Below are 15,654 nucleotides of genomic sequence, written 5' to 3'. Positions count from 1 at the left end.
GTTAGTCTTACTCGAATTAGCAATCGTAACTAATTAACAGTAGGACTAACGGGCTTTTTTGTTTTCTTATTATCATTGCCGAAACTACAAGTACTTACTTGGTCAAATTACCAAGCAATTGCTCACACTGGGCTTTTAGTGATTTAAGCTCATCTTCATTCATCTTAGAAAGACACAGCATTTCTACTGGCACGATCTGCGCTTGTTCTTTGAGTTCGACCCCGGCTGGTGTCAACGTGATAACTCGAACTCGCTCATCTTCAATACTGCGAGTTCTAAGCACATAACCTTTCACTTCCAAACGCTTGAGTAGTGGCGTCAAGGTGCCAGAATCTAAATGCGTTTTTGCACCTAGCGCTTTGACATTTATCTCTTTTTCTTCCCAAAGCACCATCATCACAATGTACTGCAAGTAAGTAAGATCAAGTGCTTTCAGCAAAGGTTGATACGCTCTACTCATTGCATTCGACGCACTATACAGCGCGAAACACACCTGATTATCCAGCTTTAGATAGTCATCTTGGTCACTCATAACCACCTCACCAATAAATTAAATTGTGCACAATATACTTGCGCGCTCAAATTTTATCAATTAAGCTAGCTTTAAAATTAAGTTGCGCACAATTTAATTGCACAAAATCATAATTAAGGGATAAGACAATGACAACATTCTACACAACTTCTGCTACAGCAACGGCGGGTCGTAACGGCCAAGTTTCTACTGATGACAATCTGCTTTCAGTGGCGTTGAGCTACCCTAAAGAAATGGGCGGTACAGGTGAAGCGACCAACCCTGAGCAACTGTTTGCTGCGGGCTACTCTGCGTGTTTCTCAAATGCTCTACTTCACGTTGCAAAAGAGATGAAAATCAAAATCGCATCGGCGCCAACGACTGCAACAGTCGGTATTGGACCAAATGAAAACGGTGGCTTTGCTTTAACTGTTGCTCTATCGATTGAACTCGATTTAGAGCAAGAACAAGCTGTGACGCTTGTGAAAACGGCGCACCAAGTTTGCCCTTACTCAAACGCAGTTCGTGGCAACATTGATGTAAAATTGTCGGTTAACGGACAAGCGCTTTAGCCGCTTCATCCCCCCCACAAAAAAAGAAAAAGTCCCCCGCTAAAAAAATGTCCCGCACCAGGCGGGACATTTCGTTATATAACTCTCAACTTTAACTTTAGCTCTTCTCTTAGCTCTTAAAAGTACTCGCGATATCTTTCAGTGAAGCTGCCAGTTCAGCTTGTTCTTTGGCTGTCGCTGCAATTTGAGTTGCACCAGTGGTCGACTCGGTCGACTTCTGCTCTACTGCCATCACGTTCTGAGCGATGTCTTGAGTAACTACCGCTTGCTCTTCGGTTGCGGTTGCGATCTGCTCAGTCATGCTAAAGATCTCGCTTACCGATGCTGAGATTCCTTGTAAGGTGTGCTCCACCTCTTTTGAATCCTCAACCGCTTTAGACGACATCTTCTGGCTGTTATCAATCACATTAAACGCGGTTTGCACATCAGACTGTAGCGAGCTGATGAAACCTTCAATTTCAGCTGTCGATTGCTGAGTACGCTGTGCTAGCGTGCGAACTTCATCGGCGACGACGGCGAAACCACGGCCTTGCTCACCCGCACGAGCCGCTTCAATTGCCGCGTTCAACGCAAGTAAGTTGGTTTGTTCTGCTACCGACTTAATCACATCAATCACACTGTTAATGTTGTTGCTGCTTTCGTGTAGGTGCGTGATCTTTTCAGCTAGATCATTAATTTCAGATGCCAGTTTTTCAATCGAGTGGTAAGAGTCTTGGACTGTGCTCAAACCTTCTTGCGACTGCTCATCGACCATTTTAGCGGAGCTTGCCGTCTGCTGTGTTTTCGCCGCGACTTCGTTCACCGTTGCCGATAGCTCTTCTGTCGCCGTTGCAACTAAGCCAATTTGGTCTTGTTGTTGAACCAGCGTATTCGAGTTGTAGTGACAAGTTTGTGAGGTTTCTTCAGCAGCTGAAGCTAAGGTCAAACTCGATTGAGACAAGTTATCGATGACATTCGAAAACTTCTCTAACGTTTCGTTGAGTGCCGAAGAGATCAGTCCAAGCTCACTGTTGCCAACGAACTTAGCGCGAACTGTTAAGTCGTTGTCATTACGAACCTTAGACAACATCACTGTAAGATCTTTTACTCTCATCGTCAGGTCGCTGATCGCCTTATAGCTCACGAAGGTCGCAAACAAAGTAATCAAGGCAAACAGACCTATACTCATCATCATCGCAGACTGCGCCTCTGACATTTTTTTCTCTGTCAGTGCGATAAGTGACTCTGCTAGGTGGTTTTCTGTTTTCTTTAGCTGAACAATACGAGCGGTAGATTGCGAGAACCAGTAAACAGGATCAACATCAAAGCCGCTCATCTTAGATTCAGCCAAACCACGAAGCTTTTCTACTTCTGCCACCGAACGATCATTCAATTGCTGTTCAAAGAAACGAACGTTCTCTGGGTTACCCAACACTTCGAAGTTAGAGAAATAAGTATTTTGCTGTGTCACCAAAGAGATGAATCTAACCAACATGCCTGGGCCAAATTCATTTTTAGAGAAGGTGTTGTTGAGAACCGCACGCTCAATACCAGCACGCTCTTTACCTTGTAAAAAGTTGTAGTATGCGATGGTTTCTGTGGTGATGGCAGCATCAGAGCTAAGCTCAGCAATTAACGCCGATACGCTCAGCAGCTTTGCATTCAGTTGAGTGTAGTAACCCAAAGCCTCAGAAAGTGGAATCGATTGAGAGTCCACTCGATTTCGAATCGTCGTTATCTGATTAAGGCTTTGGCTTATCTCTGTGTTCAGGCGATTTATCTGTGGCAGATTGATATTGGCAGACTGCCAGTAATCGTTTCTTTCATTACGTCGGTTGTCAGCACTGGTTCTCTGCGAGGCTAATTCACTGACAAACTTGGTTCCTTGAGAACCAATAAAGCCAGCGGTCATGCCTCGCTCTTTTTGTAACTCATGCACTAACTCACTGTATACAACCGAAAGGCGTGTCAGTTGGTTTAATGAAGACATTTCAGTCTTAGTTTCCACGCCCTTGGATATCGCTGAAACACTGAGCCAGAGAAACCCTAAGATCGGTAAAATAAGCAAAGCGATGATTTTTTGCTTAAAAGACATATCGGTTAATTTCATTTTTATTTCCTAGCAGCTAACAAATCTTTTCAGTCATCTAACTCGCACATCCTTAATAAGATGCGCCTCAATTGTGACTGTATAATTATTCAACTTGATCAATGTGCATCAATTACCGTGCCACACAGATCGCGATGCGATGAAGGTAACATTTAACCTTATAAAATTCATTGATTTACCGATAAAACTGTTAGCTAAGCGACCTAACGATACCAAAAACACGTGCAACAACATTTTATTGACGTAAGCGACTGAAATATGACACATTTTAACTACCCAAAAGGGGTAGATCTGCACCAATTATGTGCTCAGAAAAAACGATATATTCAGAACCATCTATAGATTCAACGCTCACCAGAGATTGATTCACATCCCTATTCTGCACTGATTAACTGTCTATTCCTCGTTAACTAAATATGTATAATGCCGAATTATTAAAGTAGAGATTCGCAATAAATATGCGACAACAACTGAGAGATATTGTATGGATTGTCCCGCTTGCGAAGAACATATCGGTTGGGAATGGGTAGAAGAAGCGGCCATTGAGCCCAATGAGGAATTCGATTGTCCAGAGTGCGAAGCAACATTGATGTACACCATCGATGAAGGCACCTATTACGGCGCTCAGCACAAGACCGTAGAAGTTATTGATGATTAAGATTATTTCCTGATGATCGGGATGTTTTATTAACTCTTTGATGTTCTAAGCCTGCGCAAAGCAGCTAAACACACCTTTACTAGAACGGGCGTTCAGCATAAAATATTGAACATATGTTCAGATTAATGAAGTAGATGTTATGGCTAAGACCGCTAAGTTCGATAGACAAGACGTAGTAGATAAAGCAACGAACCTGTATTGGGAAAAGGGCTTTCATGCGACTTCTATGCGCAACCTGCAAGACGTGATTGATATGCGTCCGGGCAGCATCTACGCGACGTTCGGCAGCAAAGAAGGTCTGTTTAAAGAGACGCTTGCTCGCTATACCGAACTTGGCATCCTCAACCTGAACCGCTTCCGCGGTGAAACCGAATCGCCTATCAAAGCGCTGGAAAACTTCGTAAAACGCGCCGTTGTCGAATCGAAACAGAGCGCGCCAAACGGCATGTGTATGCTGGCTAAAACGGTCGCAGAGCTAACTGATGAACACGCAGAGTTATTAGCAGAAGCAAAGAAATCACTCAAAATCATGGAAGGTGAGTTCGCTAAGCTGATTGCAGAATCACAAGAATTGGGTGAGATAAGCAAAGAGCGCGAACCGACTCAGCTTGCTCGTCATGTTCAGGTTCAAATCGCAGGCCTGCGTACCTACGCCAAAACCTGTGACGATATCGATTTACTCAACTCAATGGTTGAAGACGTATTTAAGTACCACCCTTTTTAGCGTCTGACCCGATTAATTGGGCACAATACAAAAAGACTCCACTTTCACCTTAATCGGCCTGAGCGGAGTCTTTTTAGTTTAGAACTAGTTAACTTTATAGATGATAAACTTTGCGGTTTAAAGAGTTACACCTTTCTCATGATCAACGCTTGCGCATTAAGCATCGCTTCCTTAGTACTGACATCCAAGGTTTTCACGTTCGCAAAGCGTTCTACTTCTTTAATCGCCACATCGTGAGCAAAGATCACCAACCTCGCCCTTTCAATGTCTTTCTGAGTAATACGATTGCCGATTCCGTTAGCACCTTGGGTTTCGACTTTAATCCGAACCCCAAGATGATGCGCCGCCTTTTCTAACGATTTCGCAGCCAAGAAAGTGTGGGCAACACCAGATGGACAAGAAGTGATCGCCAATACATCCGCTTGCCCTTCTTCCGTTACCGAACCACCCGTAAACTGATTAGAATTCACTTCACCTTCGACCACATTTTTCTTCAGAAGAATCACGATCAGGGCTGTCGTTAGAGCCCCCGCGAGTGTGCCGACGATATAGCCAATCTTGCCATCAACCACTGGCAATACTATCCAGCCGCCCCATGGAGCATGGTTCACTACATGGAACATAAAGCCAACCACGTTACCGACAATGCCACCAGCAACAACCGCAGGCAGAACCCGCGCAGGATCGGCGGCTGCAAATGGGATCGCGCCTTCACTGATGCCGATCATTCCCATAATGCCTGCAGCTTTACCCGCTTCACGCTCGTCTCGCTTAAACTTCTTCGGCGATAAGAAAGTCGCCAGTGCCATGCCTAGTGGTGGCGTACAAATCGCAATGCCAACGCCACCCATCAACCATGGTTGAGTATTCACCTGAGTTTGGGCAAACAGCGTTGCTACTTTATTGATTGGGCCGCCCATATCAAAGGCAGTCATCGCACCTAAAATACTACCGAGCACCACTTTTCCTGAGCCTGCCATGCCAGTCAGCATTTGGTTCATCTCAAGCATCACTTGAGCTATCGGTGAGCCAATCACCCACATCACCGCACCACAAGTGACAAAGGTGCCGACTAGTGGATAGATGAAGATCGAGCTCAGCGAGATCATGCTGTCTGGCAGTTTGATCTTCTTGAGTAGATTAACCACAAAGCCCGCGAAGAAGCCGACCACAATCGCGCCCAGGAAGCCGGTATTGTATTGGTTGACCGCGACCCAAGAACCGATCATGCCGGGTGCTAAACCCGGTTTGTCGGCCATTGAATACGCGATGTAACCACCGAGCACCGCTGTAAACAGGGTTAACCCCGCGATGCCCATCTGTGCGATATCTGCTAACACACCGCTTTCAGGTACTGCGCCATGACCAGACATCATCACCGACAAAGACAAAAGCACACCACCTGCAACCACGAAAGGAATCATGTGTGAGGTGCCGTATAACAAGTGTTCTTTGAGGCGATTAAGAGATTGTGCCCAAGGGCTGAGTGGTTCGACATACACTTCATGATGGCTAGAGGCGTAGCTATCGAACGATTCTGAATTGGCTTCAAGAAACAGCTCTTGAGCTTCCTCGACCGACTCCACCGCCTTTAATTTTGTAACAAAGCCATCTTCGATAAGTCTGGTCGAAATCTGAGCTAGCACCTCGATATGGTGGTCGTCGTTGTTGTCTGGGGAAGCGAGCATAAAGAACACATCCGACAGTTCGCCGCCGTCTGCGCCATAATCGATGCCAGAGCGGCTGATACCTACCGCCACCGCAGGTTTAGCTACGGCAGTGCTTTTCGCGTGTGGAATCGCAATACCATCGTCAAAGCCAGTATTGCCGATGGCTTCACGCTTCCAGATGTCATCAAGGAATTCACGTTTATTGGAGAGCTTACCCGCACGGTCGAGCAGTTCAACAAGCTCTTCAAATACCGCCGGTTTTGAGTCTGCTTGTAAATCTAAGCAGATGATCTCGGGCTCGATAATGTTGGTGATATCCATATGCTGCTCTGCCTCGCCTGATTTCAGACTGAAGTAATTACGTAAGTGATAAGGTTAATAAGATGAAAAGATTAACGGTGTGAAGGCACTCAATATATAGGACGAAAGGTGCATTAACTGGATTATTGTAACCAAGAACTCAGAGTGTGACTTTCACCTTGGAATAAAAAACGCCAATCCATAAAATCCACAGAACCCATAACAATATCGTCCCTCTCCCATGCGAGCTTTCCATACTGGAGTTCCCATGCAAGATAGCTTTTGCCGGGTAGCTTCTGAAAGGTAGCTTATGTAACGTAACAGGGACGAGATTAAGCCGAGAATAATAATGAGAATTGTAGCGGTAACTGCGTGCCCTACAGGCATTGCGCATACTTATATGGCAGCTGATGCTCTAAATAAAACAGCCCCTAAGTTCAACGTTTCAATAAAGGTAGAGACGCAAGGTGCTATGGGTATTGAAAACTTACTGACCGCCCAAGATATTACCCTCGCAGACAAAGTGTTGATCGTCTCTGATATCGACATCGAACAACCAAGCCGATTTGACCCAGCTAAAACCGTATTTGTTCCAATGGAAGAGGTATTGTTGAGTGTCGATAAAGTCTTTATTAAGCATTGTCGAACTTAAACTTTTGATGAACGAATACCAGATCACCTTCTTCGTTAACGATCCTGCCGCGAACTCACATGTCGCGCAACCGCTGACTCGATTAGCGAAGAAGTTCAAAAGCAACATCCGCATTATCAACATCACCCAAAATCGAACCGCTGATCTCTCCAAATCCGTCGCGATGCTGCAAGTAGGTTTACTTCGTGGTGATTTGTGTCAGATAACCGCGGTTGGGATTGATGCGGAGCTGGCCTGTTTCGTTCTCAAAGATGTAATTGCTGAGCATTACGACATGGTTGGCTCACAAGTGAACCATGAATTCTCTAAAGATTTAATCCAGCGAATGCCACAAATATGCCCGCCTTGTGACATCAAATGGCACCACGCTAAGGCGCAAACCCAACTGACCAAATTTGAGTGCTTAAAAGGGCTCGCTCACCTTGTTTATCCAGAAGACCCAGATGAACTGATTCTGGCATTTATTAAGCGAGAGGAACGCTCTTCAACCTGCGTGTCACCGGGTATCGCACTGCCGCATGTGATGTTTGAATCGACTCAAGATCTCTCGATTGCGGTTATCGTCAGTGACGACCCGATTGACTGGGCATCACGTATCGGCGAAGTACATGTAGCCATTGCTCTTGTTCTGCCAACCAAACCACAGCGTGAGCACATTGTGGCGGCGACTAACCTAACTCGAAACCTACTTCACGATCAGGTCAATGAGCGTCTGCAAAAGACCCGAAGCAGTGTCGACCTACAAGCCTTGTTGATGTATATCTCATCTCGTCTTATCTAATTTTTCTTCTAATTCACCCCATCTAATTCATCCCCATCTAATTCAACTGTTCTGGTCAAGTTCAGCGAATTCATTTATCTCCGGTTATGACACCTATCCAACCCTTCTATGCTCATTTGCTCACACAATAAAAAACGGCTGAGCAATTACGCTCAGCCGTTCTATTCTAAATGGCTTATCTTGTAGGTTTAGTTACTTAAGCTGTTTTTTTCGCTTGTTTCGCATCCTCAACCGAGTCGTCTACAGCTTTCACTAACAGTAGACCAACGATGAACACGATACCACCACACAGTACGAACATCATTCTTCCCCAGAATGGGTTCGGTAGAGCAAACATCGCCATCACTGCCACACCAGACACTGCGATCAATGAGCCCAGCATGTGGCGTTGTTTGTTATCCAGTTTCTTCTGTGCTGTTGATTCAGAAACCAATGGTGTCGCTAGGTTGTTGAAGAAGGTATCAACATCTTTCTGACGAGACGCTTCCAGTGGTTTGTAGAACAGAGTCGAAAGAATGAAGAAGCCAGCAGTAAATGTTAAGTGTGCAATTAGGCCTACCGCTACTTTCAAGTCAGACCATTCACGACCTGTTAGAGGCTCTAGGTTGAACAAGTTTTGTAGCATCTCAGCGGTAATCACGAAACCAACGATGTAAGACACAATCGCACCGACCACTAGCGTACCCCAACCTGCCCAGTCCGGAGTCTTCTTAAGGAAGAAACCACAGAATGCTGGAATGGTCATTGGGAAGCCGATGAGTGCGCCCACGTACATCATGGTGTCGAACAGGCTCAAGCCTTTTAGCGAGTTGATAAACAGCGCGATAAGGATGATAGCAAGACCAAAGAAGGTAGACATCAACTTAGACACAATCATCAGCTCTTTCTCTGTCGCGTTTGGACGAAGAATCGGTTGGTAGAAGTTGATGACAAAGATACCAGAGTTACGGTTTAAGCCTGAGTCCATAGAAGACATAGTTGCCGCAAACATTGCTGCGATTAGAAGGCCTACCATACCTGCTGGCATGTATTGCTCTACAAAGTAAAGGTAAGCGAAGTCGCCTGCTTTAGAACCTGCATCTGGGTAATGTGCTGCAAGGTCAACGCCTTGTCCTGCTACGAACCAAGGTGGCATAAACCAAATGATTGGACCGATGGTCATCAGAATACACGCTAGCAGAGCGGCTTTCTTCGCGTTCTTAGAGTCTTTTGCCGCTAGGTAACGGTAAGAGTTCAACATGTTGTTGGTGATACTGAACTGCTTGAAGAAGATGAAGAATGCCCAGATTCCGAAGATGCTTACGTAGTTCAAGTTGTTACCAGAAACGAATGACGCGCCTTCTGCTACAGGGAAATCGTTGATGATTTCAGTAACACCGCCACCTTGCACGATAGCCACAGCAGCACACGTTACGGTTACCGCCATAATAATAACCATCTGCATGAAGTCAGACGCGATAACCGCCCAAGAGCCGCCTGTCACCGACATAACAAGTACAACAAGACCAGTCAGAACGATGGTGGTTGTCATATCGAAGCCAAAGATGCCCGATGCGATGATCGCCAAACCGTTCAGCCAAATACCTGCAGAAACAATACTGTTCGGCATGCCAGACCAAGTAAATACTTGTTCGTTGAAGCTACCAAAACGCATACGAATCGCGTCAATTGGCGTTACCACACGTAGTTGACGGAATTTCGGAGCGAAGTACAGGTAGTTCATCAGGTAACCAAATGCGTTCGCTAAGAAGATAACCGCGACAGCCATACCATCGGCATACGCTTTACCCGCTGCGCCAGTGAAGGTCCAAGCACTGAACTGAGTCATAAACGCAGTCGCGCCAACCATCCACCAAAGCATGTTACCGCCCCCGCGGAAATAGTCACTGGTTGTACTGGTGAACGTTCTAAACATCCAACCTATTGCGATAAGGAAAAGGAAATAAATTCCTACGATCAGAGTATTGAGTTCCATGTATAAGTCTTCTTTATGATGAATATCTGAAGAGCATATTATCTATAGATTTTTTAATTTGTAGTATTATAAGTCAAGGTTGTGATGGGGCGTATAAACCTGAATATTTGATTTCGAGGCATGAATTACACGTTAGTAAATAAAGAATAAGCCGAAGCTAAATAAACATTTAAAATCAATAACTTAAAAACATTTAGATCAGTAACCCGGACAACGACAACAAGGTTTTATCGTCTCGATAAGTTGTTTTTAATTTACTTAGCATTCATTAAATGCATCGCGTTAATACATCAAATCTCACACGTTTAATTCAACAAATAGGCAACGAAAAATAATAAGCAACTCGCAAAGCGAACCCTTAATGTTATTAATTGGGTTTATTTAGTGAAACGGGATAAATAGAGAACGTGCCTAAAGATAGGTTTGGAAATAAGGTGTAGAAATAAACAGCAGAGGAAAACACAAAGCAAATTGATCACCACAACACAGAGCTCACTGTGGTGATCTAGTCATACAAATTTCGGTCGTATAAGCTCTGGTCAGAAAAGGGAATTTGAAGGGATATTAGATTGAACCACGATATTCAGTCGGCGTTCTTCCTGTGCGATTCTTAAACACGCGACAGAAGTAGTTCACATCTTTAAAGCCGCAACGTAACGCCACTTCATTGAGCTTGAAGTTGTACTTTTTGAGCATGAACTTAGCGCGATCGACCCGCACGCGGGTAATGTATTCTGCTAGCGTCATGTGGCCTTGTTGACGGAACATTCGCGACAAGTGATTGGATGAAATGCTAAAGCGTGAGGCAATGCTGTCTCGGGTGATTTGACGGTGGAAATTCTCTTGAATGTAGATACAAATCCCTTGATACACATCCTGCACGCGGCTGTGAGATTTCTCGACAGGCGCATCCAACATCGTCTTGCTGTATTGAAGCAGAGCTTGCAGCAATAATTCGTCCATCGGCTGCTTGTTGCTCTCTCTCGCTAACGAGCTAAGCGCCTCCAAGATGTTATCAATCGCAAACCCAGAGCGAGTCTGAATACTGTGCTTTTGGATATCGTAAAAGCTCTCTTCACCTTTGCGCTTGCTCACCAAGCTTAAACCAAGCTGACGACGACCAAACAACATGCTCAACACCGAGCAGTCAGTATCCCAATTAGGTTTATTCCAGCAGTTGGGTGGGATGAAAATCGCGTCTCCGGCTTTGGCAATCACGTTGGTGATCTTGCGATCATGACTCTCCATTTCATTAATATACTCTCCGTCTAACACCAACTCTAAGCGCGGAAAGTTCACCTGATAGCTGCACGCTGAAGGCGTGTGAAAATCTCCAGCAAACCAGATGTTATGAAACGGTTCTCGCTCATTTAACACCGACGAGATTAAGTCATGAAATATCATTATTCGAACTCTTATGGGCAGCAATAAGGCTACGGAAATAGATATACCTGTAACTGAAACATAGCGCTATTGAGCAAAATCACAATTTGAGATCTAGGTTACAAAAATCCAGTCTTAGAAATAAATCTCCAGTGCAGAAACCGATGAAGCACGTAATTTCCCAGATAACAAAACACGCTGTAGCCCTTATAAATAAAAGCTTCAATGCACGACAAACCCTGTCAATACAGGGCTAAAAACGCCCGTTCAACCGATCAAAATCACACTCCATTTATAACGCAACAATCATCCAGTAAATGCATTTTTTCTTCACTACAGAAGGCAAGCCGTAGATTCCAGAATACCCCTAACAAAATAAAAACAGAGTAGGGGTTCATTATGATCACGACATTGATCAATCAAGATTTGATTAAGCTTTCGCTTAGCGCTAATTCAAAAGAAGACGTATTTAAAGAGCTGATAGACGTGCTTTACGCACAAGGCAGAATCTCAGACAAAGCACAGTTTCTTGCCGACATTAAGGCTCGTGAAGAACAAGGTAATACCGGGTTTGAAGAAGGTATTGCACTGCCACACGCGAAAAGCGCTGCGGTCATCAAACCCGCGGTTGTTATCGGTGTCCATCAACAGGGTATCGAGTACGGCGCAGATGACGGCCAGCCATCAAAACTATTTTTCATGATTGCCTCTCCTGATGGCGGCGATAATCACCATATCGAAGTACTGGCAGAACTTTCTTCAAAACTGATTGAAGAAGGCTTTATCGAAAGCTTCATGAATGCTCAATCTCAACAAGAAGCATTAGAACTACTGCTTACTAAACCTGAACAGCCAGAAACGGAAACCAACCTTGAGAAACAAGGCTTCATCATTGGTGTGACAGGCTGCCCAGCTGGCGTTGCACACACGTATTTAGCAGCCGAAGCACTAGAGAAAGGCGCGGCGGCTCTTGGCTACGATATCAAGGTCGAAACCAACGGTTCTATTGGTGTTAAAAACAGCCCGACTCAAGAAGAGATCGAACGCGCAGATGCGATTGTGGTGGCTTGTGACAAACAGGTCGACATGGCTCGTTTTGCTGGCAAACGCGTTATCAGCACCAACGTAAAAGCGCCAATCAAAGACGCGCAAGGCTTGATTCAGCAAGCGCTCAATGCACCTAGCTACCAAGCTGAACAAGCGCCGACCAACCAATCTGTTGTAGAAAAAGCCTCACAAGCGCGTTCAGACCTTTATCGTTACTTGATGAATGGCGTATCTCACATGATCCCATTCGTGGTGACTGGCGGCCTTTTGATTGCCCTAGCACTAGCCATTGGCGGTGAGCCAAGCGAATCTGGCATGGCGATTCCTGCTGGCAGCATGTGGAACCAAATTCTAGAAGTCGGTGTGGTTGCGTTCACCCTGATGATCCCAATCTTGGCTGGCTACATTGCTTACGCGATTGCCGACCGCCCTGCCCTAACCCCTGGCCTTATCGGTGGTTGGATTGCTAACAACGGCTCTTTCTACGGCGCTGACGCAGGTACAGGCTTCATTGGCGCAATCATCGCGGGTTTATTAGTGGGTTACTTCGTTAAATGGATTACTTCGTTTAACTACCACAAATTCGTTCAACCACTTGTGCCTATCATGATCGCTCCGATCACTGGCTCTCTATTCATCGCGGGTCTGTTCATCTTTGTTATCGGCGCACCTATCGCTGGACTGATGGATGCTCTTACAGCACTGCTAACCAGCATGAGTACAGGCAACGTGGTTCTGCTTGGTATTGTCCTTGGTGGTATGGCTGGTTTCGATATGGGCGGCCCGTTCAACAAGGTGGCGTTCCTATTCTCAGTCGGCATGATTGCCAGCGGTCAAACTCAGTTCATGGGTGCAATGGCGTGTGCAATTCCTGTGGCTCCATTGGGTATGGCTATCGCTACCAGACTTGGCCGCAAGTTCGACCTGTTCGAATCTTCTGAAATTGAAGCGGGTAAAGCAGCTGGTGCGATGGGCTTGGTGGGTATCTCAGAAGGTGCGATTCCTTTCGCAGCTCAAGATCCGATGTCAGTTATCCCAGCCAACGTGCTTGGTTCAATGACGGCTGCGGTAATGGCGTTCTCGTTTGGGATTACCAACAGCGTTGCTCACGGTGGCCCAGTTGTAGCTCTGCTCGGCGCAATGAATTACCCAATGCTGGCACTACTATGCATGGCATCAGGTGCGGGCGTGACTGCGGTTACTTGTATCGCGCTTAAAAATCTACGCAAAGCCAAGCTAACGACAGCAGCGGCTTAAGCCATTTCAACTCCAATGGCTTGAGCCCCTCTACCCTACTGTTTTTAGTAGCTAATAGTTTTTTTGGAACGAATAGAGCTCAAGCCATGTTTCCCTTCATGGTGATTTCGATGTCTGATTTTTCATTAGCGAACGACTCGTTCGTACAACGCTTTTTCTACCCTATGACTAACGTGATTCAAAACTACGCATGGGGTAGCCCTTCTTCGTTCAGCCAATTGTTTGGTATTGATAACCAATCAGGTGAGCCACAAGCGGAGATCTGGATGGGCGCTCACCCTAATGGTTGTTCGATGGTGAACGACAACGGGCAGCAAACCACGTTGTCGAACCTTATTTCCAAGAACCTAAACCTGTTTCTGAGCGAGAAAGTCGCGAGCCGTTTTGGTGAACTTCCGTATCTATTTAAGGTGTTAGCGGCGGAGAAAGCGCTCTCTGTTCAAGTTCACCCGAACAAGCAGCAAGCCGAATCTGGCTATGCTCTAGAAGAGCAGCAAGGCATTCCGATGACGGCTGGCAACCGTAACTACAAGGATCCCAACCACAAGCCAGAACTGGTGTATGCCCTAACCGACTACACCGCGATGAATGGTTTTAGGTCGATCAGCGAGATCCTAGAGCACTTCCATTATCTCGACATTCCAGAGCTTCATTCGATGGTCAACGATCTCGCGGGCGATCAAACGCCTAATGGATTAGCCAGCTTCTTCGCGAGCTTATTGTCGTTGCAAGGTGAACAAAAAGGCATGGCGCTGACTATGTTACTGATGAAGGCCAAGCTTTCAGATGCCCCTGTGTTCCAATTGATTTCAGAGTTGGAACATCAATATCCGGGAGATGTCGGCCTGTTTGCTCCGCTGCTGTTGAACGTGATCACGCTAAAACCGGGTCAAGCCATGTATCTTGATGCCGAGACACCGCACGCTTACATCAAAGGCACGGGCTTAGAAGTGATGGCGAATTCAGACAATGTACTCCGCGCAGGGTTGACGCCTAAGTATATGGATATCAATGAATTAGTCTCTTGTACTCAATTCAATGAAAAGCCTGCAGATAGGCTACTGCTCAGCCCTATTGAGCAAGGTGATGTGATGGAATACCAAATTCCAGTCGAGGATTTTAAGTTCTCTATCGTACAAAATTCGCAGCAACGACAGATCACAACCGAAGGCGCCGAGATCCTATTACCACTCGACGAATCCATGGTGCTCACTCATCAATGTGGTGAAACCTGCATAATTGAGAAAGGCCAATCGGTATTCATTCCTGCTTACGCTGAGAGTTACAAACTCGATTGCGTTGGACGCGTGGCGCGTGCTTACAGCTAGCTCTATCAAGTAAATCTAGCTCTCCCGAGTAGATACAAACACTGATCATGCCCTGCTTTGCGGGGCATTTTTCTTCCTACAGAAAGTTATTTCAATACCGAAATACACCATCAAATATGACTCATCTCACACTGGATGAATGATGCAAATCACACTTAATTTTGCTTGGTACAAATGTACAGTGAAGGGCTTTTATTTGCTATTTCGCGAATCGGGTTAATCCATTAATTTTAATTCAAGAACTTCAATAGTGAATGAGTTAATAAATGATCACACAGCTAACTAACGTCAACTTAATTAATAACAATCTTCAAGCGAATAATAAAAAAGAACTGTTTGAAGAATTGGCAGGCATGTTATTTGAGAACAACCGAATCAGTAATAAAGAAGCCTTCTTGGCAGACATCGAAATTCGTGAATCTCAAAGCATCACCTCAATGGACGGCATCGCTTACCCACACTCAAAAAGCAAGGCGGTAACTGAGCCTGCGATTGCTGTCGGTGTTAAGCGTGAAGGTATTGAGTATGGCGATGAAGACGGCATCAATCCAACCGTGTTTTTTATGATTGCCTCACCCGATAACGGTGCTGACCATCATATTTATGTACTACAAGAACTATTTGGAAAATTCAGCGATGAATTTATTCAAGATATCCATAACGCAAAAGACGAACAACAAATCCTTAATATTTTAATTAATTCATAA

General features: G+C 45.3%; 13 protein-coding genes. 8 read left to right on the top strand and 5 right to left on the bottom strand.

Annotated elements, in window-relative coordinates:
• Positions 1 to 94 precede the first annotated feature (94 nt).
• Positions 95 to 532, bottom strand: coding sequence for a MarR family transcriptional regulator (locus MSG36_RS03510; protein WP_248366305.1), 438 nt, complete (start codon positions 530 to 532; stop codon positions 95 to 97).
• A gap of 128 nt (positions 533 to 660) precedes the next feature.
• Between MSG36_RS03510 and MSG36_RS03505 the strand changes: the two genes are divergently transcribed.
• Positions 661 to 1,083: an organic hydroperoxide resistance protein gene (locus MSG36_RS03505; RefSeq protein WP_050651346.1), complete on the top strand. Its 423-nt coding sequence runs from the start codon at positions 661 to 663 to the stop codon at positions 1,081 to 1,083.
• Between the two features lie 109 nt (positions 1,084 to 1,192).
• Here the strand turns inward: MSG36_RS03505 and MSG36_RS03500 are convergent, their stop codons facing one another.
• Positions 1,193 to 3,172 (bottom strand): methyl-accepting chemotaxis protein, encoded by a 1,980-nt coding sequence (locus MSG36_RS03500; RefSeq protein WP_086969303.1) that lies wholly within the window; start codon positions 3,170 to 3,172, stop codon positions 1,193 to 1,195.
• 484 nt (positions 3,173 to 3,656) lie between these two features.
• On the opposite strand from MSG36_RS03500, the gene MSG36_RS03495 reads away from it, so the two are divergent.
• Together MSG36_RS03495 and MSG36_RS03490 are read left to right on the top strand one after the other, a co-directional pair.
• Positions 3,657 to 3,830, top strand: coding sequence for a hypothetical protein (locus tag MSG36_RS03495; RefSeq protein WP_017061661.1), 174 nt, complete (start codon positions 3,657 to 3,659; stop codon positions 3,828 to 3,830).
• A 139-nt stretch (positions 3,831 to 3,969) separates the two neighbouring features.
• Positions 3,970 to 4,554 carry a TetR/AcrR family transcriptional regulator gene (locus tag MSG36_RS03490; RefSeq protein ID WP_050632462.1) on the top strand — a complete coding sequence of 195 codons (585 nt, stop codon included), beginning with the start codon at positions 3,970 to 3,972 and terminating at the stop codon, positions 4,552 to 4,554.
• A gap of 125 nt (positions 4,555 to 4,679) precedes the next feature.
• Here the strand turns inward: MSG36_RS03490 and MSG36_RS03485 are convergent, their stop codons facing one another.
• Positions 4,680 to 6,545: a fructose-specific PTS transporter subunit EIIC gene (locus MSG36_RS03485; RefSeq protein ID WP_248366302.1), complete on the bottom strand. Its 1,866-nt coding sequence runs from the start codon at positions 6,543 to 6,545 to the stop codon at positions 4,680 to 4,682.
• Between the two features lie 328 nt (positions 6,546 to 6,873).
• On the opposite strand from MSG36_RS03485, the gene MSG36_RS03480 reads away from it, so the two are divergent.
• Positions 6,874 to 7,176 (top strand): PTS fructose transporter subunit IIB, encoded by a 303-nt coding sequence (locus MSG36_RS03480; RefSeq protein ID WP_017070485.1) that lies wholly within the window; start codon positions 6,874 to 6,876, stop codon positions 7,174 to 7,176.
• A 7-nt stretch (positions 7,177 to 7,183) separates the two neighbouring features.
• The gene (locus tag MSG36_RS03475; protein ID WP_017070486.1) at positions 7,184 to 7,957 is read left to right on the top strand and encodes a PTS sugar transporter subunit IIA; all 774 of its coding nucleotides are present in this window, start codon (positions 7,184 to 7,186) and stop codon (positions 7,955 to 7,957) included.
• 196 nt (positions 7,958 to 8,153) lie between these two features.
• Here the strand turns inward: MSG36_RS03475 and MSG36_RS03470 are convergent, their stop codons facing one another.
• On the bottom strand, positions 8,154 to 9,932 hold the full coding sequence (locus tag MSG36_RS03470) for a transporter (protein WP_248366300.1): 1,779 nt from the start codon (positions 9,930 to 9,932) through the stop codon (positions 8,154 to 8,156).
• 564 nt (positions 9,933 to 10,496) lie between these two features.
• Positions 10,497 to 11,336: an AraC family transcriptional regulator gene (locus tag MSG36_RS03465; RefSeq protein ID WP_048611710.1), complete on the bottom strand. Its 840-nt coding sequence runs from the start codon at positions 11,334 to 11,336 to the stop codon at positions 10,497 to 10,499.
• Between the two features lie 378 nt (positions 11,337 to 11,714).
• Here MSG36_RS03465 and MSG36_RS03460 point away from each other — a divergent pair, with 378 nt between their 5' ends.
• From MSG36_RS03460 to MSG36_RS03450, 3 genes are all read left to right on the top strand, one after another.
• Positions 11,715 to 13,619 (top strand): fructose-specific PTS transporter subunit EIIC, encoded by a 1,905-nt coding sequence (locus tag MSG36_RS03460; RefSeq protein ID WP_248366298.1) that lies wholly within the window; start codon positions 11,715 to 11,717, stop codon positions 13,617 to 13,619.
• A gap of 110 nt (positions 13,620 to 13,729) precedes the next feature.
• The gene (gene manA, locus MSG36_RS03455; protein WP_248366296.1) at positions 13,730 to 14,947 is read left to right on the top strand and encodes a mannose-6-phosphate isomerase, class I; all 1,218 of its coding nucleotides are present in this window, start codon (positions 13,730 to 13,732) and stop codon (positions 14,945 to 14,947) included.
• Between the two features lie 266 nt (positions 14,948 to 15,213).
• Positions 15,214 to 15,654 carry a PTS sugar transporter subunit IIA gene (locus MSG36_RS03450; protein WP_054541497.1) on the top strand — a complete coding sequence of 147 codons (441 nt, stop codon included), beginning with the start codon at positions 15,214 to 15,216 and terminating at the stop codon, positions 15,652 to 15,654.

The organism is Vibrio sp. 1CM8B (assembly GCF_023161685.1).
GTDB classification, from domain to species: Bacteria; Pseudomonadota; Gammaproteobacteria; order Enterobacterales; family Vibrionaceae; genus Vibrio; species Vibrio coralliirubri.
The sequence above is the reverse complement of the archived record's forward strand: the minus strand, read 5'-3'. Positions and strand labels throughout refer to the sequence as shown.

Coding starts and splice junctions, on each gene's coding strand:
- MSG36_RS03475 (WP_017070486.1), top strand. CDS start 7,184: ATGAACGAATACCAGATCACCTTCTTCGTTAACGATCCTGCCGCGAAC.
- MSG36_RS03460 (WP_248366298.1), top strand. CDS start 11,715: ATGATCACGACATTGATCAATCAAGATTTGATTAAGCTTTCGCTTAGC.
- MSG36_RS03480 (WP_017070485.1), top strand. CDS start 6,874: ATGAGAATTGTAGCGGTAACTGCGTGCCCTACAGGCATTGCGCATACT.
- MSG36_RS03450 (WP_054541497.1), top strand. CDS start 15,214: ATGATCACACAGCTAACTAACGTCAACTTAATTAATAACAATCTTCAA.
- MSG36_RS03510 (WP_248366305.1), bottom strand. CDS start 532: ATGAGTGACCAAGATGACTATCTAAAGCTGGATAATCAGGTGTGTTTC.
- manA (WP_248366296.1), top strand. CDS start 13,730: ATGTCTGATTTTTCATTAGCGAACGACTCGTTCGTACAACGCTTTTTC.
- MSG36_RS03490 (WP_050632462.1), top strand. CDS start 3,970: ATGGCTAAGACCGCTAAGTTCGATAGACAAGACGTAGTAGATAAAGCA.
- MSG36_RS03495 (WP_017061661.1), top strand. CDS start 3,657: ATGGATTGTCCCGCTTGCGAAGAACATATCGGTTGGGAATGGGTAGAA.
- MSG36_RS03470 (WP_248366300.1), bottom strand. CDS start 9,932: ATGGAACTCAATACTCTGATCGTAGGAATTTATTTCCTTTTCCTTATC.
- MSG36_RS03485 (WP_248366302.1), bottom strand. CDS start 6,545: ATGGATATCACCAACATTATCGAGCCCGAGATCATCTGCTTAGATTTA.
- MSG36_RS03505 (WP_050651346.1), top strand. CDS start 661: ATGACAACATTCTACACAACTTCTGCTACAGCAACGGCGGGTCGTAAC.
- MSG36_RS03465 (WP_048611710.1), bottom strand. CDS start 11,336: ATGATATTTCATGACTTAATCTCGTCGGTGTTAAATGAGCGAGAACCG.
- MSG36_RS03500 (WP_086969303.1), bottom strand. CDS start 3,172: ATGAAATTAACCGATATGTCTTTTAAGCAAAAAATCATCGCTTTGCTT.